Source organism: Rhizobium sp. FKL33 (assembly GCF_005222915.1).
In the GTDB taxonomy this organism is placed as follows: domain Bacteria; phylum Pseudomonadota; class Alphaproteobacteria; order Rhizobiales; family Rhizobiaceae; genus Rhizobium_E.
In genome coordinates, this window is the sequence record NZ_STFX01000039.1 from 18,282 (window position 1) to 40,072 (window position 21,791).

Annotated in this window: 14 protein-coding genes; 7 read left to right on the forward strand and 7 right to left on the reverse strand. The window is 64.1% G+C overall.

The window, feature by feature from the left end; genetic code table 11:
- The first annotated feature begins 202 nt into the window (after positions 1-202).
- The 3 genes from E8Q41_RS22040 to cysN all read left to right on the forward strand — a co-directional run bounded on the left by E8Q41_RS22040 (position 203) and on the right by cysN (position 3,586).
- Complete coding sequence (locus E8Q41_RS22040) at positions 203-952, forward strand: phosphoadenylyl-sulfate reductase (protein WP_137157729.1); 750 nt, start codon at positions 203-205, stop codon at positions 950-952.
- 206 nt (positions 953-1,158) lie between these two features.
- Entirely contained in the window at positions 1,159-2,109 is a 951-nt protein-coding gene (cysD, locus tag E8Q41_RS22045) for a sulfate adenylyltransferase subunit CysD (RefSeq protein ID WP_137157730.1), read from the forward strand.
- Position 2,110: 1 nt separating this feature from the next.
- Positions 2,111-3,586, forward strand: coding sequence for a sulfate adenylyltransferase subunit CysN (gene cysN / locus E8Q41_RS22050; protein WP_137157731.1), 1,476 nt, complete (start codon positions 2,111-2,113; stop codon positions 3,584-3,586).
- A gap of 283 nt (positions 3,587-3,869) precedes the next feature.
- On the opposite strand, the gene E8Q41_RS22055 is transcribed toward cysN, so the two are convergent.
- Positions 3,870-5,321, reverse strand: a complete 1,452-nt coding sequence (locus E8Q41_RS22055) for a DUF6880 family protein (protein WP_137157732.1) — start codon at positions 5,319-5,321, stop codon at positions 3,870-3,872.
- A 172-nt stretch (positions 5,322-5,493) separates the two neighbouring features.
- Between E8Q41_RS22055 and E8Q41_RS22060 the strand changes: the two genes are divergently transcribed.
- The 3 genes from E8Q41_RS22060 to E8Q41_RS22070 all read left to right on the forward strand — a co-directional run bounded on the left by E8Q41_RS22060 (position 5,494) and on the right by E8Q41_RS22070 (position 10,000).
- Positions 5,494-6,837 (forward strand): TadE/TadG family type IV pilus assembly protein, encoded by a 1,344-nt coding sequence (locus E8Q41_RS22060; protein WP_170976578.1) that lies wholly within the window; start codon positions 5,494-5,496, stop codon positions 6,835-6,837.
- A 217-nt stretch (positions 6,838-7,054) separates the two neighbouring features.
- The gene (locus tag E8Q41_RS22065; RefSeq protein WP_170976579.1) at positions 7,055-9,172 is read left to right on the forward strand and encodes a S8 family serine peptidase; all 2,118 of its coding nucleotides are present in this window, start codon (positions 7,055-7,057) and stop codon (positions 9,170-9,172) included.
- A 105-nt stretch (positions 9,173-9,277) separates the two neighbouring features.
- Entirely contained in the window at positions 9,278-10,000 is a 723-nt protein-coding gene (locus E8Q41_RS22070; protein ID WP_137157735.1) for a sulfotransferase family 2 domain-containing protein, read from the forward strand.
- Between the two features lie 140 nt (positions 10,001-10,140).
- On the opposite strand, the gene E8Q41_RS22075 is transcribed toward E8Q41_RS22070, so the two are convergent.
- The 6 genes from E8Q41_RS22075 to E8Q41_RS22100 all read right to left on the reverse strand — a co-directional run bounded on the left by E8Q41_RS22075 (position 10,141) and on the right by E8Q41_RS22100 (position 18,544).
- The gene (locus E8Q41_RS22075) at positions 10,141-11,526 is read right to left on the reverse strand and encodes an ATP-binding cassette domain-containing protein (RefSeq protein WP_137157736.1); all 1,386 of its coding nucleotides are present in this window, start codon (positions 11,524-11,526) and stop codon (positions 10,141-10,143) included.
- Entirely contained in the window at positions 11,523-12,302 is a 780-nt protein-coding gene (locus E8Q41_RS22080) for an ABC transporter permease subunit (RefSeq protein WP_137157737.1), read from the reverse strand. The genes E8Q41_RS22075 and E8Q41_RS22080 overlap by 4 nt, the downstream gene beginning before the upstream one ends.
- Positions 12,292-13,242, reverse strand: coding sequence for an ABC transporter permease (locus E8Q41_RS22085; RefSeq protein WP_246660289.1), 951 nt, complete (start codon positions 13,240-13,242; stop codon positions 12,292-12,294). The genes E8Q41_RS22080 and E8Q41_RS22085 overlap by 11 nt, the downstream gene beginning before the upstream one ends.
- The gene (locus E8Q41_RS22090; protein WP_246660290.1) at positions 13,239-14,741 is read right to left on the reverse strand and encodes an ABC transporter substrate-binding protein; all 1,503 of its coding nucleotides are present in this window, start codon (positions 14,739-14,741) and stop codon (positions 13,239-13,241) included. The genes E8Q41_RS22085 and E8Q41_RS22090 overlap by 4 nt, the downstream gene beginning before the upstream one ends.
- A 336-nt stretch (positions 14,742-15,077) precedes the next feature.
- Positions 15,078-16,427, reverse strand: a complete 1,350-nt coding sequence (locus tag E8Q41_RS22095; protein ID WP_137157738.1) for an HlyD family type I secretion periplasmic adaptor subunit — start codon at positions 16,425-16,427, stop codon at positions 15,078-15,080.
- On the reverse strand, positions 16,424-18,544 hold the full coding sequence (locus E8Q41_RS22100) for a type I secretion system permease/ATPase (protein WP_246660291.1): 2,121 nt from the start codon (positions 18,542-18,544) through the stop codon (positions 16,424-16,426). The genes E8Q41_RS22095 and E8Q41_RS22100 overlap by 4 nt, the downstream gene beginning before the upstream one ends.
- A 340-nt stretch (positions 18,545-18,884) precedes the next feature.
- On the opposite strand from E8Q41_RS22100, the gene E8Q41_RS22105 reads away from it, so the two are divergent.
- A complete protein-coding gene (locus E8Q41_RS22105; protein WP_137157739.1) occupies positions 18,885-21,563 on the forward strand; it encodes a bifunctional acetate--CoA ligase family protein/GNAT family N-acetyltransferase in 2,679 nt (892 codons plus the stop codon).
- The last annotated feature ends 228 nt before the right edge of the window (positions 21,564-21,791 follow it).

Here is a 21,791-nt window from a genome sequence, read left to right on the forward strand (position 1 = left end):
GGCCTGGAGCCAGGTTCGGACTCGCGCGCCGTGATAGTGGTGCGACAACAGGGCGACGATTGCGTCCTCACCAGCTTTTTCGCTGAAACAGCGGAATCAAAGAGATATTTGCTCTTGGTCCGGGGAGAGAGGGAAACCCATTTCTGTCTATTTCAGCGATGACTTGCGATTATCGGCGCAATCGGAATTCAGGACCAAAGACATGACAATCATGAATCTCTCCCAGGAAGCGCAGTCGCTCAACGACAAAATGGCCGGCCTCGATCTGGCGGAGCGCCTGTCGCTCGCCGCAAGCTTGGGCGGGCGCGTCGTCTTCACGACCTCGCTCGGCATCGAGGATCAGGTGATCACCCATGTCATTGGCCAGAACCGCTTCGATATCGATGTCGCGACGCTCGAGACCGGCCGCCTCTTCCCGGAAACGGTGGCGTTGATCGCCGAGACGGAAGCGCGCTACGGCATGACCATCAACCGCTATTTCCCGCTCAAGGAAGATGTCGACGCCTATGCGGCCCAGTATGGCCTCAATGGCTTTTATGACAGCGTCGAGGCCCGCCACGCCTGCTGCGGCGTGCGCAAGGTCAAGCCGCTCGCCCGCGCGCTGACGGGCGCTTCGGTCTGGATCACCGGTCTGCGTCGTGGTCAGTCTGGCAACCGCGCCGACACGCCCTTCGTCGAATATGACGCCGAGCGCAATCTGCTCAAGGTCAATCCGCTGGCCGACTGGGACATCGAGCGCATCAACTGTCTTGTGGCCGATGAGGCCGTGCCGATCAATCCTCTTCATTCTCGCGGTTATCCCTCGATCGGCTGCGAGCCCTGCACCCGCGCCATCAAGCCCGGCGAATCCGAGCGCGCCGGCCGCTGGTGGTGGGAAAATGACGAAAAGCGCGAATGCGGCCTGCATGTGCCGGAAGCCGCGCTGCCCTCGCTCAATTCGAGCGAACTCTGATCATCGGGCCTTGAGGCATGCCCCTCATCCCCCTGCCGGGACCTTCTCCCCGCAGGCGGGGAGAAGGGGGCTTGAGGCAAGGTCTTCGCTCCATCGCCCTTTTCCCCGCCAAGCGGGGAGAAGGTGGCGGCAGCCGGATGAGGGGCGGTCTCAGCCCTCTCCACAAGCCCGCCGACAACAACCCCGATCCCGGGAAAAGGTAGACAATGCACATTTCTGAATTCGACGCCCACACCAAGGATGCGCCAGCGCGCCAGCCGCTCGATCCGCATCTGAAGGCTCTGGAAAACGAAGCCATCCATATCTTCCGCGAAGTCGCCGGCGAATTCGAGCGCCCGGTGATGCTCTATTCCATCGGCAAGGATAGCTCCGTACTCCTGCATCTGGCCCGCAAGGCCTTCTATCCAGGTCGCGTGCCGTTCCCGCTCCTGCATATCGACACCGGCTGGAAATTCCCCGAGATGATCGCCTTCCGCGACGCCACCGCGGAAAAGTTCGATCTCGACCTCGTCGTCCACACCAATCCGCGCGGCGCGGCCGAGGGCATTGGCCCCTTCAGCCACGGCTCGGCCTATCATACCGACGTGATGAAGACCGAAGCGCTGCGCCAGGCGCTGGACGCCGGCAAGTACGATGCGGCCTTCGGCGGCGCCCGCCGCGACGAAGAAGCCTCCCGCGCCAAGGAGCGCATCTATTCCTTCCGCACGCCCGACCATAAATGGGATCCGCGCAATCAGCGCCCGGAGCTGTGGAACATTTATAACGGCATGATCCGCCAGGGCGAGAGCGTGCGCGCCTTCCCGCTGTCCAACTGGACGGAAGTCGACATCTGGCGCTATATCCAGGCCGAAAACATCGAATTGCCGCCGCTCTATTTCGCCAAGAACCGCAAATATGTCGAGCGCGACGGCATGCTGATGTGGGCCGAGGATCCGCGCTTCGAAGCGCTGCCGGGCGAACAGGTGCAGGAAGGCATGGTCCGTTTCCGCACGCTCGGCTGCTGGCCGCTGACCGGCGGCATCCGCTCCACGGCGACTACTCTGGATGAAGTGATCGCCGAACTCGAAATCGCCACCGTCTCCGAACGCCAGGGCCGCGCTATCGACCGCGACCAGGCCGGCTCGATGGAAAAGAAGAAGCGCGAAGGATATTTCTGAGATGACCGCCCCCTCCAATCTCGCCGAACAGGCTCTCCTCAACGCTGACAGCCATTCGACTGTCCGCGATTCCCGTCCGCTTCGCCTCATCACCTGCGGCTCGGTCGACGACGGCAAGTCCACCCTGATCGGTCGCCTGCTCTGGGACACCAAGGCGGTCAAGGAAGACCAGGCCGCCGCACTCAACCGCGACAGCGGCAAGCAGAACGATCTCGGCCTGCCCGATTTCGCGCTGCTCCTCGACGGTCTGCAGGCCGAACGCGAACAGGGCATCACCATCGATGTCGCCTATCGCTATTTCGCCACCGACCGTCGCTCCTTCATCGTCGCCGACACGCCCGGCCATGAGCAGTACACCCGCAACATGGCGACCGGCGCCTCGACCGCCGATCTCGCGGTGCTGCTCGTCGACGCCCGCGCCGGCCTGCTCGAACAGACCCGCCGCCATGCCACCATCGCGACCCTGATGGGCATTCGCCAGTTCGTGCTGGCGGTCAACAAGATCGACCTCGTCGGCTACGACAAGGCGGTATTCGACAAGATCAGCCACGATTTCAAGGAACTGGCGCTGTCGCTCGGCGTGCGCCAGGTCACCGCCATTCCGCTGTCGGCGCTCAAGGGCGAAAACGTCGTCTATGACGGCCGCGCCTCCATGCCCTGGTATGACGGCCCGACCATCGTCGAGGCGCTGGAAAAGGCGCCCGTCCGCTCGGCCCAGGCCACCGGCTTCCGCATGAGCGTGCAGCGCGTGTCGCGTCCGGGCGAAAGCTTCCGCGGCTATCAGGGCACGGTTTCGGGCGGCGCGGTGAAGCCCGGCGATTCCATCGTCATCCTGCCCTCGGGCATGATCGCCAATGTCTCCAAGATCGTCACCTTCGATCTCGTGCGCAACGCGGCGGTCGCCGGCGACGCGGTGACGCTGGTGCTCGACCGTCAGGTCGATATCGCCCGCGGCGACCTCATCGCCTCCTATGACGCCCAGCCGATGATCGGCGTCGCCTTCGACGCCCAGCTCGTGGCGTTGCAGCCCGGCGGCATCCAGCCCGGCAAGCGCTACTGGCTGAAATCCGGCTCGCGCCGCCAGCGCGTGCAGGTCGAGCCGATCTCCAAGCTCGATCTCAAGACCGGCAAATGGGCCGCCGCCGAGAGCCTCGACATGAACGCCATCGGCCGCGTGCATCTCGCTTTCGACGAGCAGGCGGTGTTTGACGCCTATGAGCAGAACCGCTCGACCGGCGCCTTCATCCTGATCGATCCCGACACCAACAATACGGTGGCCGGCGGCATGATCACGGCCCGCCGCAGCGAAGTCTCGGCCATCCATGGCGACGACGCCCGCGTGCTCGTCTCGCTCCCGGCCGATCTCGCCGACCAGCTGCTGACGGGTGAAATCTTCGCCGCCCGCCGCGACGAAGTCGAAATCCGCCGCCTCACCGCCGTCCAGGCTCGGAAGGCCATCGACAGCGTCGAGGAATAAGGGTTCATTGTACGAAGTCGGTGAAAAGGCGTCCGCGTGCTCGCCTTTTCACCACGTTGATTTTCTGCCATGAAAGCACTACATTGTTCGTCAGGCAGGCTGACTTTCGAGGTCGCTGTCATGTCAACCAGGGCGAATGTCCTGGTCTCGTAATCCACGGTAATGGACAAGTTTATACGAGGCTCGGCGCAATGCCGGGCCTCAGTCTTTTTAGGGAACGCGTCTTTTTTCAAAGACGAAAAGCGGACAAGATCCTGCGGTCGCATTTCGCCCCGCAGAGCGATCACGCCTTCCCCACTTTGCTCCAGAAACCACTCTTGCGGCCATGCGCCTTTTGCAGGCCGAGTTCATAGTCGGTGTGAGTGTTGAGCCCGAGCCGCGTGACGGCGTCCGCGTCCAGCCGTTTCGCCAGGACGCCCAACTGCGCCAGGTGCCGGGCGCCGTGGCCATAGGCGCTCGAGCGCCCCCGATCCAGAATGTCGTCGAGAAGAGCCCGATAGAGGATGGTGGCGGCCAGCGGATGGTCGTTTTCCAGCGTCTCGGCCACCTCGGACAGGATCTCCCAATAGGCGCCGTCCCACTGCTTCGCCTCGCGCTCCACCAATGCGGCGGCGAGGTCGAGGCGCGGCCAGCCGGCGAGGAAATACAGCGCCCGGTAAATCTGCTTGGCCGACATGACATGGGCGAAGGCGCGGTCGAGCGCCTCGAATTCCTCGAAATCGCCGAGCGCTGCGATATAGGCGCTGAGTGCGCCCGGATCGAGGGTCGTCTCGAACTGTTTCCAACGTAAGGCCTGCGCGGCCTCTTTATCGCCGAGCGCGTCGAGGATGCGCGCCTCCAGTTGTGCGCGGAGGACTGAATCCAAGTCCATGACCATGCCGCCCTCGGCGAGATCGGGGCGGCGCATCACTTTCAGGCCGCCCTTGGACGTCTTGCGCGCCCAGACCAGCGCCTCCTCGGCGCGGCCCGCCGACAACAGCAGTTCGGCCACCGCAAGCGGCTGCTGCCGGTGTTCGGGCAGACCCTCCTCGATGGCGATCAGCGTGTCGATGTCGCCGAGCTTCAGTGCGATGAGCTGGCGGATTTCCGAGGCCTGATGTTCGACCGGATCGTAGTCGAAGCCGCCGCGTCCGGTCTTCTTCGCCTTGGGCTTGGCGAGGGGTACGAGGACCATGTCCCACGCCCGGAGCACCGCCTCGGGTAGATGCGGCAGAACCGCCTGCGCCGCATCGATCAGATAGCCGTGGTGGCTTTCTATTAACGCCGCCTGCATCCGCTCGGGCAGACGCTGGGCGTCTTCGGGACCGAGCTTCGGCGCCAGCGCCCCGATCTGTTCGATCGCAAGCCCATAGACCGCCTGAATACGGCCGCCACTGTCATCGACCCGCTGATAGACGTTCACATGCGTTCCCGCAAAGCGCAAAAGCCGTTCGATCGCCAGCGTGGGGGACGCGGGCGCGAGTTCCTTCATGATCGTGTCGACAATGACGTTGAGATCGTCGCGGAAGGCGCGTTCCTTGTTCCAGTCCACATAGCTCCTCGCACGGTCGAGCGCATCGAGACGCTTGTCGATCAATTTTGCCACCGCCTCCGGCCCGCTCGCGCCGGCCAGCGCCGCCGAGACCAGTTTCTTGAACGCGGCGTCGCGCCCGCATTGGTCGAGCACCAGCGCGGCCAGCTTGTCCGCGCCGAGCGCCTTGAGACTGTCGATGTTCAACTTCGTCGCGCGCGCCATAGGCTGGTCTCCCTCTTTGCCGTGTTGTGCCAGATGCTCACGGCTCCTTTCAAGGGGATGGTGAGGGTTCTTCCACTGACCGAACGCCCGGAGGCGCGCTGTTTCCAGGCCCGTTGGCAGTACCTCAATATTTTACGTGTATATATTGGAAATACAATCAAAGGTAATTTTCGTGCTGCACCGGTTTATCAATTCCCGAGACGGGAATTTCGCGCTTCTCTTCGCTTTCGTCTTCGTGGCGCTGATTGGCGCCGTCGGCGCGAGCATCGATTACGTCCGCGCCTACAATATCCGCGCCGAGATGCAAACCGACCTCGACGCCGCCGTGTTGTTCGCCGCCAGCAAGATCGAGGATATGACCGAAGCCGAACTCAAGGCGGCCATTCTGAAATGGATCGCTGTCAACACCAGCACGCAATCCAGCGCCTCGCTGAGCGCCGAAGAGCTGGAAACAAGCGAGGCCTATTCCGCCTCCGCCGATCTCATCGACATCGATTATGACGCCTCCACCATCACCGCCACGGTGACGGTCGCGGTCCCCACCACCTTCATGCGCATCCTCGGCGTCGACAGCGTCAATGTCACCGTGTCCAGCCAGTCGACGACCGGAGGCAGCAGTTCCTATATCAATGTCTATATCGTGCTCGACAAATCCGCCTCGATGCTTTTGCCGTCGACCACGGCCGGCCAGACGACCATGCTCAAGAAAGCAGGCTGCGTCTTCGCCTGCCATTCGGGCAGCAACTATTCGATCGCCGTGGCCAACAATGTCACGCTGCGCACCGATGTGCAGCTCGACGCCGTCGACACGCTGCTCGACCTGATCGACGACGGCGACGCGACCGAAACCTATATCAAGGTCGGGATCTATACGCTGGGCAGTTCGACCACGGGATCGAGCCTCACCGCGAGCGGCTACAAGACCGCCAATGGCATTCATGTCGTCAAGGCGCCGACGCTCGACCGCGACGCCATTCGCACGCTGTTGACGTCGTCGAGCGAATTGTCGTCCTCGACATCCTACGACTCCACCGACTTCCGGGCGCTTAAGGATTTCGCCAGCACGGTGGGCGAGGGCGGCGACGGCACGACATCGGCCTCGCCCAAGAAGATCGTCATGCTGATCACCGACGGCGCCCAATCCAGCAAGGGCTTCATCACGGAGAGTAAATATTACACCTACATCACCCCGATGAATCCGTCCTGGTGCGACACGATCAAAAACAACGACGTGACGATGAGCGTCCTCTACACGGAATATCTCTCCGAGAGCAACACGGAGTACAACGCCACGCTGGCCAAGACCATGTCGTCGAGCGTCTATGTCTCCGTCTGGAGCGGGACGCTCGCCTCGGCCAAGGCCAGCACGGTGCGGCGGGATTATATCGAGACGGCGCTCACTGCCTGCGCCTCCGACACCGACTATTTCGTCGCCGCCGACTCCGCCTCCGACATCGAAAGCGGCTTTTCGAGCCTGTTCACCACCTATGTCTCCGATGTCAGGCTGAGCCAGTGAGACCAGCTGTATGGGGCGGATTGACGCCGCAGCCAAACCGGCTGCTCTCCGGCGTCCTTCCGGCTCTTCGAGGATTTCGGCGTCCGAACGCGTTCCACCCTGCGATGATCGCGCTATGCGCCCAGAAATGGGACGCTCCCGCTGCGTAAACCTCCTTGCGGCGCTCTGTTGCTTATGATCAGCTAATATTGAGCAAGTGTGGCGCATGGGGGATGACATGGCGACGCCTACGGATACGCTATTTTCTGATCAATGGCATTTGAAGAACTCCGCGGCCGGCGAGTTCGATCTCAATGTGCTGGCCGTCTGGAACGCCTATACCGGCGCAGGCGTCAAGGTCATGGTGATCGACGACGGGTTCGACCATGACCATGAGGATCTCTCCGCCAACTACGATGCGGCGGCTGACCGCGACTATGCTGATCTGGACGACGACGCTGCGCCGGGCTCGTCCACGGACAACCATGGCACGGCGGTGATCGGCATCGTCGGCGCCGCCAACAACGGCGTCGGCGGCGTCGGTGTCGCCTATGGCGCGACCCTGATCGGCGCCCGGATCAGCTATGACGTCACGGCGGACAAGTGGCGCGAGCAGTTCGTTTCGGCGCTGGGCGATGCGGTGGAGCAGGGCGTCGGCGTCATCAATATGAGCTTCGGCGGCGCCGGCGATTACGACACATTCGATGGCGCGTCGAATGTGGCGCTCATGCATGCCGCCATCGAAGATGCGGTCGGCAATGGACGCGGCGGTCTCGGCATCGCGCTGGTGAAGTCCGCAGGCAATTCGCGTGATGACAAGATCGACGTCAATCACAATCAGACCGACAACGATACCCGCCAGATCATCGTCGCCGCCGTCAATCGCGACGGGACGGTCTCGGAATATTCGAGCTACGGCGCACCCATTCTGGTCGCAGCCTTCGGCTCCGGTTATTCCGGCGAGGTGGTGACCACCGATCGCAGCGGCGCCGACGGTTACGATACCGACGCCGGGGCCGATGGCGACTACACCATGACCTTCAACGGCACCTCCGCCGCCGCCCCGATGGTGTCGGGCGTGGTGGCGCTGATGCAAGACGCCAATGCCGATCTCGGCTGGCGTGACATCCAGACCATTCTTGCGATCAGCGCCCGCCATGTCGGCTCTGATGTCGGCGGCAGCATCACAGGTTTCGAACGCACCGGCTGGGGTTGGAATGGCGCGACGAACTGGAATGGCGGCGGCATGCATTACAGCCTCGATTACGGCTACGGCCTGGTCGACGCTCTGGCGGCCGTGAGGCTGGCCGAGAGCTGGAATGTCCAATCCACCAGCGCCAACCAACTCTCGACCTCGGCCGATCTGCTCGATTCCTCGATCAGCCTGCCGGACGGCGATATAGGTGGAACGTCATTGACCGAGACATTCGCCGCCGGCGTTCAGGTGGAGCGGGTGACGGTGACGGTAAGCGTCTCTGCGACCTATGATCAGGACTTCCGTTGCTATCTCACCGGACCGGATGGCCAGAAGCAGGAATTGATCGCCGATGCCGGATATGGCTCTGAGCTCAATGGCAGCTTCACCTTCCACGCTCAGGGTTTTCGCGGCGTGTCGAGCCAGGGCGACTGGACCGTCACGCTTGTCGATGACGGCTTCGGCGACGCCACATCGGTGTCCGATGTGGTCGTGAACCTGTTCGGCGCCGAGGCGAGCAAGAAAGACACCTATTATTTCACCAACGAATTCTCGGATTTCGTCGACAGCCATTCCAAGGCGCTCGCCGACAAGGATGGCGGTGTCGATCTTCTCAACGCCGCTGCCGTGTCATCCGCCCTGACCATCAATCTCTCCACGGGCAAGGGGCGCATCGACGGGGTGGCGGTGACCGTCAACGGCGTCGAGAACATTCAGGGCGGCGACGGCGCCGACAAGCTGACGGGATCGAAGGTAGCCAATACCCTCGATGGCGCGCGGGGCGCGGACAGTCTGACCGGCGGGGCGGGCAAGGATGCGCTCGAGGGCGGGGCGGGGGCGGACCGCTTCATCTTCCTGTCCAGAACGGATTCCGTGGTCGGCAAGGATCGCGACGTGATTTTCGATTTCACCGGCGCCGACCTCATCGACCTCAAGGCCATCGACGCAAAATCCGGGTCCGGCAACGACGCCTTCCGTTTCATCAAGGCGCAGGATTTCCATGATCGCGCCGGCGAACTGCGCTTCGAGAAGATCGACAAGTCCGGCACGGCAAACGACCTGACTTTCATCGAAGGCGACGTCAATGGCGACGGCAAGGCCGATTTCCAGATCGCGCTCAAGGGCCTGATCACGCTGGGCGCGGGCGACTTCGCGCTCTGACCTGAGCGCCCCCGGATCGCCGGGGGCCTTGCCTTTGAGCCGCCGTCTGCTTACACAACCGGTCCATGCGGGCGCGGACCCGCGCCGAGGAGACGGGCCCGGATCATGATCGTATCGCATAAGCATAAGCTGATTTTCCTGAAAGCCCGCAAGGTCGCCGGCACCTCGCTGGAAATCGCCCTGTCGAAATATTGCGACGGAGCCGACATCATCACCCCGGTCTCCCGCGCCGACGAGGCCATCCGCACGCGCCACGGCTTTCAGGGCCCCGCCAATTTCAATTTCGGCTGGGCGCGTCTGTTCGTGAAGGACATGAGCAAGGAGCCGCGGCTCGGCAAATACTGGTTGCCGCTCAAATATTACAACCACATTCCCGCCAGCCTCGCCCGCCGCCGGCTGGGCGGAAAGATCTGGAACGACTACACCAAGCTCTCGGTGGTCAGAAACCCTTGGGACCGCGCCGTGTCGATGTTCTTCTGGAAGAGCAACAAGAAGACCGACAATCCCGACATTTCAGGCTTCACCGATTTCCTGATCGAGAAGAAAGCCTATATCGCCTCCAACTATCGCAACTATATGATCGGCGGACAGGACGTGGTGGACTTCTACATCCGCTACGAACATTTCGAGGAAGACATGCGCCGCCTCGAGGCTGAAAAGCCCGGCCTGTCAGGTCTGTGGGACACGATGACCGAAATCCACGCCAAGGGCTCCACCCGCAACCGCGCGCTCACCACCCAGGACATCTTTGCCGCCCACCCCAAGGCCGACGCGATGATCCGCGAGATCAACGGCTGGGAAATCGAGAAGTTCGGATATCGGTTGTAAGGGGCGGGCCTTTGCTCCCCCATGTCGGGAGAGGGACGACATAGGCCGCCATCTCCGGGTGATCTTCTCAGTCAAGCCATTCTTCGAGGACGCAGGCGAGCCCTCCACAAGCGCACGCCATGTCGTCGCTTCCCATGTCGTCAATTCCCTTTGAGACGGATGACCCGGTCGCAGATGGCCGATAGCAGCGCCTCGTCATGGCTGACGATCATGATGGCCAAGCCTTGTTCCGCGGCGATGTCCAGCATCAGTCGAATGGTCTGCGCCTGTGTCATCGGGTCCAACCGCGAGGTCGGTTCATCGGCGAACAGGAAGCGCGGGTCGAGCAGCAGCGCGCGCAGCAGAGCGATGCGTTGGAGTTCGCCGCCGGAAACAGAGTTCGGAAAGCGCGCGAGAAGGTCGGGCGACAACTTCAATCTGTCCAGCAGCGGCGGAATGCGCGCCTTGTCAATTTTGTGAAGGCGGATCAGGTCATCGAGGCCTTGCCCCAATGTGATGCGGGCTGGAAAGGCGGCGGGCGGGTCCTGCCAAAGCTTCTGGTAAGCCAGCTTCGGCGCCGCCGGATCGCGCCACAGCGAGCCCGTATAGGGCAGTAGGTCGAGAAGGGCGTTGCCAAGGCTCGATTTGCCGCAACCGGACGGGCCGAAGACGCCGAGGATCTGGCCGGCGGACAATTCGAAACTGACGGGAGCGAACAACTGCCGCCCGTTTCGCGAGACCTGCAACTGCTGCGCCCGGATCAGCGGCGCGGCGGCCGCAGGCGCAAGGCGTCGAGGCCATGTCGTCGGATCGGATGCGACAAGCGCCTGGGTATAGGGATGTTCCGGCTCTGAAAGGATGCGCTCGGCCGGGCCGCGCTCCACGACATCGCCGCCCCGCATCACCAAAATCTCGCCGCCCAATCCGGCCGCCAGTTGGAGATCGTGGGTGATGGTCAGAAGACCGCCGCCATCGTCTATTCCCCGCCGGAGCAGCGCCAGCACGTCGTCGCGGCGTCCGGCATCCAGACCCTTGGTCGGCTCGTCGGCCACGGTGATCGCTCCGCCTCCGGCGCGCGCAGCGGCGAAGGCCAGCCGCTGCGCCATGCCGCCCGAAAGCTCCCATGGGAATTTCTGTTCCGCGCCCGCCAGCCCAAGGTCGGCGAGATCGGCCGCGGCCCGGTCGCCGGATTGTGGATCGGACCGCAGGAGCTCATACACTTCCGCCACCTGCTTGCGCGCGGGCATCAGCGGGTCGAGCGCCAGCCACGGCTCCTGTGGCAGCACGGCAATGTGGCGACCCCACAAGGCGCGATTGGCCTGCGGCCTTGCAGGATCGAACGGACGATCATTCACGCTGAGCCTGCCGGCCGCTTCCAGCCCCTGGGGAAGGATGCCGAGAATGGCCTGGGCCAGCAGGCTCTTGCCGGAGCCGCTTTCCCCAAGCACCGTGACCGCCTTGCCCGGGTTCAGTGTCAGCGAGACCGGGTTGACCAGCGCCTGCGCTCCGGCGCGAACCGTGATGTCTTCGGCGATCAACATCGTCATTTCCGCCCTCCGGCGATCAGGTTGAGGGAAAGAAGCAGGATGAAACACGCGAGCACGGGCTGGATCAGCGCCATCGGCGCTTCGCGCCAGCTCGGAAGAAGCTCGACCATCATCAGGCCGAGTTCGGGCGTAGGCGCGCGCATGCCGACACTGACAAAGCCGAGCGCCGCGATTGCCGCGATGGCGTTTGCCACGCCGAAGGCGGCGGCCGTCCGCAGCATCGGTCCGATCTCCGGCCACAGGATACGGCGGAAGATCCAGAAAGGTCCGAACCCTTGCAGGGTCGCGGCTTCCACCGCGGGGCTCGCAAGGTGGCTGCGCGCCGCGCTGCGGGTCAGGCGGAAGAACTCGATCCACTGAATCGCCGCGATGCCGGCCCAGAAGGCGAGAGGTGTCGAGGGAAGGATGACGCCCATCATCAACACCATCAAGAGCGCCGGCAGCGCGAGAAATGAATCGGCGAGCAGGGACAGGCCGCGATCGATCCAGCCTCCGCGCCAACTCGCCAAAGCGCCAAGCGCGACGCCGGTTACCGCCGCTGTCGCCGTCGCCGCAAGGGCGATGAGCAGCGACAGCCGCAACGCATGCGCAAGCCGAGAGAACATCGACCGGCCGAGATGGTCGTAACCGAAGGGGGCCGATCCGTCGGCGCCGGCCAACGCCTTCAAAAGCGATTGCTTGAATGGCCCTACCGTATCGAACGCGGGGCCGATCAGGGCGAAGGCCAGCAGGAGGATGAGCAGCGCCCATCCCAGACGAGAGAGACTAAATGTCATGCCGGAATCCGCGTGGGTCGATGATGCGTGCAACCAGATCGACGAGGGCGTTGATCGCCACGAAAGCCAGACCCATGACCAACGCGGCGCCTTGAACCATCGGCACGTCCCGATGAAACACCGCATGGATGAGGGCGTGGCCGATGCCTGGCCAGCCGAAAATCGTCTCGACCACCACAACGCCTTCGGCGAGCAGCACGAATTGCAAGCCGAGATATGTCACCAATGGCGCGCCGACATTGCGAAGTCCGTGGCGCAACAGGATCTGCCGATCGCCAAGGCCTTTGGTCCGAGCGAAGGCATAGAGGGGACTGGCTGCAACGGCCGCCATGGCGTCGCGGGTAATCCGCGCCGAGGCGGCGGCGAGGCCAAGCGCGAGCGTGGCCGACGGCAGTAGAAAGTGACTGACCTGCCCGTAACCGGCAGACGGCAAAAGCCGGAACTGAACGGCGACGATTACGATCAGGACGAGGCCCAACAGGAATTGCGGTATCGCCCGAAAGGCAGACGCGACAACCAGAAGCGCATGGTCAAACCGGCCGCCCGCGTGCAGGCCGGCATAAAGGCCGAGCGGTGGCCCGATCATCAGCGACATCGCCACGGCAGCCGCCGCCAATTGAAGACTGGCGCCGAGTTGATGCGCGATCTCGTCCCAGACACTTTGCCCCGAAACCAGCGATTTGCCGAGATCGAACTGGAGCAGATCGCCCATCCAGCGCAGAAACTGTGCTAGTGGTCCGGCATCGAGGTTCAACTCATGGCGCACCGCTTCGGCAAGTTCGGCCGAGACGATGTCATAGCCATAGCGCGCGGCTGCGATGCGGTACGCCATGTCTCCAGGCATGGCTTGCATCATCAGAAACGACATCACGCCGACGACGAGAGCAACGCCCGCCGCCTGACACAGGCGGAAGGCGACGACGCGCAAGACTGAAGTCACTCGACGAACTCCGCCGACTTCAGACCCAGGCTGCGTTCATAGGGGTCGATGACAATGCCCTTGACCTTCTTGGAAACGGCGACCCTTTGCTGATACCAGGCGATCGGCAGCACCGGCAATTCGGAATTCAGTGTCGTCGCGAGGGCTGAACGGTCGGCGTCGCCGCCGCCTTCAGAAGCCAGCCTCTGCACAGCGGCGGCGAAATAGGCGTTCCGCCACCCCATGGCGCCCCAGTCTCCCGTCGGCGCATAGTCCTGCAACAGCGTGCCGATCGGATCGGGCGTCAGCGCGAAGTTGCGTGCAAACAGGGCCATCTGCAGCGTGCCGGCCGCATGCTTGGCGGGTATCTCCGAGGAGTTGGTGGAATTGATCGTCACGGCAATGCCGACATCGCGGAACATCTGTTCAAGCACGGCTGCGGTCAACGGCAGTTCCGGCCGGTCGGGATAGGTCAGAAGCTCGACCTCGAAACGTTTGCCGTCATTTTCCAGAATTCCGTCTGCCCCCGGCGTCCAGCCGGCCGCGGCGAAGGCGGCCTTTGCGGCGTTCGCGTCATAGCCGAGCCCTTCCAGCCTGTCGTCATGCCAGCCAGTCATGGCCGGCGGGAACATCTGCGTCGCCGCGGCCGGATAGCGGAGAACCGCCTGCGCCAGTCCTGCGCGGTCGATCGCGAGCGAGAGCGCCTTGCGCTCCTCGACCGTGTCGAAGAAGGGCAGACCGATATTGACTTTCAGGAGCAGCAGACGAGGAAGCGAAACGGATTCCACTGTCAGGCTGTCCACAGACTGCAAACGCGCGACCGAAGCCGGATCGAGATTGACGACGACTTCAGCGTCGCCTGCTTCGGCCATCAGCGCACGGGTCTCTGAGCGGCTGATGCCGCTGTAACGAACGGCCGGAATCTTGGCTGCGCCACCCCAGTAACCGTCAAAACGCTCGGCTTCGAGCGTCATCGGCGGCTCAAGTTTCGTGGCCTTGAACGCTCCGGTGCCGATCAGCGCCGTGACCGCGCCATCATCGGCATAGGCCGCCGGGGCGAGGATGCCGGTCCGATACTCCGCCAGGAACGCCGGCAGCGCGGCGAAAGGCTTCAGGAGCGTGATGACGACGTCGTCGCCCTCGGCTGCGATCGACGCAACCGGAGCCCGCGTCAGGATGCCTTCCTTCTTGCTGGACCAGTTCAGGGCGAGTGCGGCGGCCTTTGCGGTCAGCGGGCTGCCGTCATGAAATGTCACGCCCGGGCGGATATGAAAGCGCCATGTCAACCTGTCGTCGCTCACTTTCCAGCCATCCGAAAGGCTTGGAAGCAATGTGCCGGAGGCGTCGGCATTCACGAGAGTCTCGACGACATCCATCTTTTGGAAGATATCGCCCGAGAGGACCGGATCGGCCGATTTGATCTCGAAAGGCGCAGCGACGTCAAGCGCGCTGGGATCGGCAAGAGCCGCCATTGGAAGGAGGGTGGCAAAGAGGGCGGCAATCGAAAGAGGGCGCAGCACGATCAAACTCCGTAATGTTATAGAGTAACGCTTCTTAGTCGCGCTTGTTTTGTTGTTCAAGACACCCGGTCGAAAAAGCGTCGCGGTCCGCTACAATTCCACAGCGAGTTCAAAACCGAACCAATCCATAGACATGTTGCCAAACCCGGTGGAGGCTCGAAAAGAGCCGGCCCAGCTCAAGCCGGCACGGCAGGTCGCCGCTGCGCCTTCACCGTCGGCGCCGTATTGGCGCCGGCTCTGCATCCCGCGACCGCCAGTGTCCGACCTCGCGTCCTCCCGAAATACAAAAAAGGCCGGGTCACCCCCGGCCTTTTCCATGTCCCAAACTCTTCCGCCTTACCGCTCCAGCATCGACTTGCCGAAATAGCCCGTCAGCGGACGCACCAGGTAGTCCCAGGGCGTGCGGTAGCTGGTGCGGATGAAGGCGTCCACGGGCATGCCGGGGCGGATCTTCTGGGTGGGGCCGATATATTTTTCCTCGCCCGGCAAAAGCTCGATGGAGGCGGTGTAATAGCTCTGGCCGGTGCGCTCGTTGGTGATGATGTCGGCCGAGACGCGGCGCACGCGGCCCTTGATGTCGGGCGTGTGGCGATGGTCGAAGCTCTGGAAGCGGATGATGGCTTCCTGGCCTTCGCGCACCTGATCGATCTGCGAAGGCGGCAACTGCACGCTGATCACCAGCTTCACATTGTCGGGCACGATTTCCATCATCGGCTCGGCGGCGCGCACCACGGCGCGGATGGCGTGGACCTGCAGGTTGAACACCTTGCCTTCCGTCGGCGACTTCACCTCGATGCGCGACAGCGTCTCGAGCGTGGAATTGCGGCGTTCTTTCAGTTCCGCCACCTTGGCGTCGGTGTCGGAAAGCTCCTTGATCGCCTCTTCGCGCATCTGGGCGGAGACATTGATGATGGCGAGTTCGAGTTCGGCCACGCGCGCCCGGTTTTCGGCGATCGAGGCCTGCGATTCCGAAATGCTGCCGCGCGCCTGCGCTGCGTCGCGCTCATAGGCGCTGACGCGGGTCATCTCGGTCAACCCCTTGGCGAGCAGCGCCTTCTGGCGATCCACATCGCCGGTCAGCAGCGTGAACTGCTCCTGCAGCGCGGCGATGCGGGCGCGCAGACCGTCATTCTGCTTTTCGATCTGCGACTTCCGTTCCTGCAACTGTTCGATCTGCTTGTCGCGGGTCAGACGCCGGGCGACCAGCAACTCCTTCTGGCTGCGGATGATCTCGGCGGCCGTGGCGTCGGTTTTGGCGCGTTCGACGAGATCCTTGTCGAACACCGGTTCGGGCAGTTCGTCCTGCTCGGCGATCAGCCGGGCGCGCACGCCGAGCAACGGATAGAGCTGGCTTTCGGTGACGGCGAGTTCGGCGCGGTCGAACGTGTCGTCGAATTCGATGAGAGTCTGGCCGGCTTTCACCAGTTGGCCGTCGCGCACCAGGATCTTGCCGATCACGCCGCCGGTGGCGTGCTGGATCACCTGTCGCTTGGTTTCGACTTCCACCACGCCCTGGCCCACCACGGCGCCGGCCATGGTGGTGAACACCGACCATGCGCCGAAGCCGAAGACGAGAATGAAGAGCGCAATGAAGCCCATGATCATGTAGCGGCGCGCGCTCCAGGCTTCGGATGTCGCTGACGGGGCGCTGGGCGCGGCGCGAAGTTGCAATGCGTCAGGGCTCATTTCTGTTCCCCGTCCTTGGCGGTGGCGTCAGTGGCGTTGCCGGAAGCCGCGTCGTCGCCGTTTGCGGGCTTATGTTCTGCGTCCTCCATAGCGGAGCCCTGTGGCGGCATTGAGGCTTCGCCATCGGCAGGGGGGGCGGCAGGTTTCGGCTTGATGCTGCCGACGCCTGCAATGAGGCCGGTTCCCAGAATGCCGGGCAGTGCGGGCCGCGCTCCGTTGGGCGGCGCGGGCGCCGGCCGGGGCGGGGTGGGCGGAGCGCCGCCGGGGGCGGGAGCGCTGGGTCCTGTCGGACCGGGTCCTGCTGGACCGGGTTGGCCGGGTTGCCCGCCGGCGCCGTTCGGCGCTGGAGGGCGCGGTCCGGGCGGCAGCTGCGGCTGACCGGTCGGCTGGCCGCCGGACTGGTTTCCGGGCGTGATCGATTGGTAATTCTTGAGATGCTGCTTCAGCACTTCGTCGCGCGGGCCGAAGGCCACGCGATTGCCGCCTTCGAGGATGAGGATCAGGTCGCATTCCTCGATCGCCGCCGGCCGATGCGCCATGATGACCACCGAGCGGCCCTCTTTCTTGGCGTTGCGGATGGCGATGTTGAGCGCCGCCGATCCTTCGGCGTCGAGATTGGCGTTGGGCTCGTCGAGCACCAAGAGCACCGGATCGCCATAGAGCGCGCGGGCGAGGCCGATGCGCTGCTTCTGGCCGCCCGACAGGCGCTGGCCCTGGGCCGGCAGCTTGGTGTCGTAACCCTGGCCGAGCTTGACCACGAGATCATGCGCCGCCGCCTTCTGCGCGGCCGACACCACTTTTTCGGAATCGATGTCCAGCGACAGGCGGGCGATGTTTTCGGCGATCGTGCCCTCGAATAGCGCCACGTCCTGCGGCAGATAGCCGACATAATTGGCGAGATCGTCGACATTGTACTGGTCGATCGCCGCGCCATCCAGACGCACCTTACCGGCCTGGATCGGCCAGACGCCGGTCAGCACGCGGGCCAGCGTCGATTTGCCGGAGCCGGATTGGCCGATGACGCCGAGCGCCTGGCCGGGCCGCAGTTCGAAGGACAGGTTGCGCAGCGTCGGCATGCGTTCGCCGGGCGGCACCACCGAGATGTTCTGCACGTCCAGAATGGCGCGCGGCTTGGGCAGCGTGGTGCGCGGCGCTTCGGCCGGCACCTTGTTCAGCACGTCCGCCAGGTTGGTCCAGCCTTGCCAGCCGCGCTGGATCAACGCCCACTGGCCGATCACGCTTTCGATCGGCGACAGCGCGCGGCCGATGATGATCGACGAGGCCAGCATCGCGCCCGAGCTGATATGGCCCTGGATGGCGAGCCAGGCGCCCGCGCCGAGAATGGCCGATTGCAGGAAGATGCGGAAGGTCTTCGACGTGATCGAATAGAAACCATTCTGGTCGCTGTATTCGATATTGGCGTGCAACATGTCCTGTCGGAAGCGCTGCCAGCGCACGGCGGTGGAATTGCGCATCCCGAGCGCCCGCACCGTGTCTGCCTCGCGCTGCAGGGTTCCAGTCCATTCCTCCGACAGGCGCGCGGTGTTCATCGCCTTTTCCTGGTTCTCCTTGGTGCCGTTCTGGTTGAGCCAGGTCAGTGCAATCAGGATCAGGCCGCCGACGACGCCGATCACGCCCATCAGCGGGTGGAAAATGAAGATGATCGCCACGAAGACCGGCGTCCACGGCACGTCGAAGGCGGCGAACGCCGCCGGCGAGGCCAGCCCGCGCTGGATGGAGTCGAGGTCACGCATGGCGGTGTTGGTGTTGATTCCCTGCGAGGCCAACATGGTCCGGTCGGTGACGATACGGAACACCCGCATTTCGAGCTTGGCGGCGAAGCGCGCGCCGATCCGGGCGCCGATGCGGCCGCGCATGTGATCGAGCACGCCCATAATGGCGTAGAGCGCGATCAGCAGAAGGGTCAGAACCACCAGCGTCGGCTCGGAACGGCTGGTGAGCACGCGGTCGTAAACCTGCAAGCTATAGATGGAGCCGGTCAGCACCAGCATATTGACGAAAAAGGAAAAAACAGCAATCGCGACGAATGCGGAGCGGCTATCGGCGAGGGCCGCCCTAAGCTCCTCCACCCCGTTCTTTTTAGGAGCTGCGCTCAAAATAAGCCTCACACGAGAAGAATATGCGTTACTTGTACAGTCTCTGCCTGGGGCGCGGGCGCGACGAATCCCGCCAGTTTTACGCCTATTGGTTAATCGCCATTAACGCGCTTTAAAGACGACAATCAATAGCGCCGGATACAAAGCTTTGTGAAAAACACGGCTTTTATCTACTCGTTTTTCCTAGAATAATTCCAGGATCGACAAAGATGCGCGCCGTTTCGAAAGTTCTGTGCGACATCGTCTGGCGAAGGCGCCCCTTGAGCAATGTCAATGCGTCTCCGGGGGATGCTGTCAATGGTGTGGCGAGGCCCGCTTCCGGGCCGCCAGGGAGACGCCGATGACGATCCGCAATCTCGACGCCGCGTTCGATCCCCGCGCCATCGCCGTGATCGGCGCCTCCGACAGAGAGGGCTCGGTGGGCGCGGTCGTGCTCGCCAATATCCTGTCGGGCGGCTTTGCCGGCGCGGTCTATCCGGTCAATCCGAAATATAGCCGGTTGCGAGATCTGGAGTGCCGCGCCCGCGTCGCCGATCTGCCCGAAGCGCCCGACCTCGCCGTGATCTGCACCCCGCCGGCGACAGTGCCCGGGTTGATCGGCGAACTGGCCGCCCGCGGCTGCAGGGCGGCGGTGGTCATCACCGCCGGCGTCTCCGCCGCGAGCGGGCTGAAACAGGCCATGCTCACGGCGGCGCGGCCGCATCTCTTCCGCATCTTCGGGCCCAACACGGTGGGTCTCATCCTGCCGCACGCCAGGCTCAACGCCAGTTTCGCCCATCGGACGCCTGCGCCCGGCGGCGTGGCGCTGATTTCGCAATCCGGCGCCATCGTCACCTCGCTGATCGACTGGGCGGCCGGCGAAGGGGTTGGCCTGTCGGCCGCCATCTCGCTCGGCGACATGGCCGATGTCGACGCCGCCGATTGCCTCGACATGCTCTCGGGCGACCCGAACACGCGCGTCATCGTCATGTATCTCGAGTCCATCGCTCATCCCCGTAAATTCATGTCGGCGGCCCGCGCCGCCGCCCGCATCAAGCCGGTGATCGCCATCAAGCCCGGTCGCCACGCCGCCGCCGCCAAGGCCGCCGCCACCCATACCGGCGCGCTGTCGGGCGCCGATCGCGTCACCGAGGCGGCGCTGAACCGCGCCGGCGTCCTCAGGGTGCGCGCGCTCGACCAGTTGTTCGACGCCGTCGAGGTGCTGTCGCGCTTTGAGCCTATGCCGCGCATCCGCACCGGCCTCGTCACCAATGGCGGCGGCGCGGGCGTGCTGGCCGTCGACCGGCTGATGGACTGGAAGGGAGACCTCGCCGACCTCTCCACGGAGACGATCGCGGCTCTGGATGCGACGTTGCCGCCCAACTGGTCGCGCGCCAATCCCGTCGACATCATCGGCGACGCCCCGCCCGAGCGTTATGTCGAGGCGGTGAAAGCCGTCGCCCGCGATCCCGGCGTCGATGCGATTGTCGTGATGAACTGCCCGACCGCGCTTGCGTCTCCGATCGAGGCGGCGCGCGCGGTCGCCGCATTGGCCGTCAACGGCCGCATCGAGGGCAAGCCGACGATCGCCTGCTGGCTCGGCGAGGAGACGGCGCGCGAGGGAAGGGCGGTTCTGCGGGCTGCAGGCGTCGCCGTCTATGCCGCGCCCGAGGCCGCCGCCGACGCCATCGGCTATCTCGGCCAGTGGTCGCAGGCGCAGGCGGCGCTGTCGCGCGTGCCGGAGGCCTCGCCCGAAATCGGATCCGAAGCCCGCGCCAAGGTGGCCGCGATCCTTCGCGCCGTCGCAAATGATGGCCGCACGATGTTGGGCGAGGTCGAAGCCAAATCCGCGCTCTCGGCCTATGGCCTGCCGACGCCGGAAACGCTGATCGCCGCCACGCCGGAAGACGCCCGCGCCATCGCCGAACATCTTCTCGAGCGCGGCGGGCGGCTCGTCGTCAAGCTGCAGTCGCGGACCATTACCCACAAATCCGATGTCGGCGGCGTCATCCTCGGCGTCGACAGCGCCGACGCCGCCGTAGCCGCCTGCCGGGAAATCGAGCGCCGCCTTACAGCCCTCGGTCAGGCCGACGCCATCGACGGCTACGCCATTCAGCCGATGATCGAGCGGCCGCATGCCCATGAACTGATCGTCGGCGCCAGCCTCGATTCCGTCTTCGGCCCGGTCATCCTGTTCGGCGCCGGCGGCACGGCGGTCGAGGCGCTCGATGACGCCACCATCGGCCTGCCGCCGCTCGACGCCGTTCTATCAGGCGATCTCATCGACGCCACACGCATCAACAGGCTGCTCAAGGGCTATCGCGACCGCAAGCCCGCCGATCGCGCCGCCATCATCGACGCGATCCAGGCGGTCTCGGCGCTCACAGCCGATTTCGGCGCCATCCGCGCCCTCGACGTCAATCCTTTGCTGGCCGACGAGGATGGCGTCATCGCGCTCGACGCCCGCATCGAAATCGATCCGTCCAGGCTGGACGAGCCCGCGCCCAACCGCGCCCTCGCCATCCGCCCCTATCCCGGCGAATGGGCCGAAGACGTCGATCTCGGCCCGCTCAAGGTCCATATCCGCCCGATCCGCCCCGACGATCTCGCGCTCTACGGCCCCTTCTTCGCCCGGATCAGCGACGAGGATCTCCGCCTCCGCTTCCTCTCGCCGCGCCGGCATTTCCCCGATCAGATGCTCAAGCGGCTGACGCAACTCGATTACGACAGGGAAATCGCCTTCGTCGCGCTCGACCGCGCCACGGGCGACCTCATGGCGATCGGACGCCTCAACGCCGACCCGGACAAGGACAAGGCCGAATATGCGTTGCTGGTCCGCAGCGACCTGCAGGGCCACGGCCTCGGCTGGACGCTTCTGCGCCGCTTGATCGACTACGCCCGCGCGGATGGGGTGTGCAGCATCGAAGGCGTGATCCTGGCGGAAAACGATCGGATGCTGCAGATGGCCCGCGAATTCGGCTTCGCCATCACCCGCAATGACGAGGATCTGAGGCTGATGACGGCGGCTCTCACACTCTGACTTGAAGATCTTTTACCCGGCGCCGATCTTGATGGCGCAGGAAGGATAACATCATCCCCAAGCCCTTTGAGCCAAATGCCTCGCCCAGCATCAGGGCACCCTCAATGGTTGCATAGGCTCGCGCTGTGAATTAGCCTTATCTCCTTCGACAGCAGAAGCAGCACGCGCCGAGCCAGCCGGCGTATCGGGCGAGACGGGCTCGCCCGACTGCGGCATCAGCCTTGCTGT

Excerpts from the sequence above, each read along its gene's own strand:
- E8Q41_RS22040 (WP_137157729.1), top strand. The coding sequence starts at position 203 with ATGACAATCATGAATCTCTCCCAGGAAGCGCAGTCGCTCAACGACAAA.
- cysD (WP_137157730.1), top strand. The coding sequence starts at position 1,159 with ATGCACATTTCTGAATTCGACGCCCACACCAAGGATGCGCCAGCGCGC.
- cysN (WP_137157731.1), top strand. The coding sequence starts at position 2,111 with ATGACCGCCCCCTCCAATCTCGCCGAACAGGCTCTCCTCAACGCTGAC.
- E8Q41_RS22055 (WP_137157732.1), bottom strand. The coding sequence starts at position 5,321 with ATGGCGCGCGCGACGAAGTTGAACATCGACAGTCTCAAGGCGCTCGGC.
- E8Q41_RS22065 (WP_170976579.1), top strand. The coding sequence starts at position 7,055 with ATGGCGACGCCTACGGATACGCTATTTTCTGATCAATGGCATTTGAAG.
- E8Q41_RS22070 (WP_137157735.1), top strand. The coding sequence starts at position 9,278 with ATGATCGTATCGCATAAGCATAAGCTGATTTTCCTGAAAGCCCGCAAG.
- E8Q41_RS22075 (WP_137157736.1), bottom strand. The coding sequence starts at position 11,526 with ATGACGATGTTGATCGCCGAAGACATCACGGTTCGCGCCGGAGCGCAG.
- E8Q41_RS22080 (WP_137157737.1), bottom strand. The coding sequence starts at position 12,302 with ATGACATTTAGTCTCTCTCGTCTGGGATGGGCGCTGCTCATCCTCCTG.
- E8Q41_RS22095 (WP_137157738.1), bottom strand. The coding sequence starts at position 16,427 with ATGAGCCCTGACGCATTGCAACTTCGCGCCGCGCCCAGCGCCCCGTCA.
- E8Q41_RS22105 (WP_137157739.1), top strand. The coding sequence starts at position 18,885 with ATGACGATCCGCAATCTCGACGCCGCGTTCGATCCCCGCGCCATCGCC.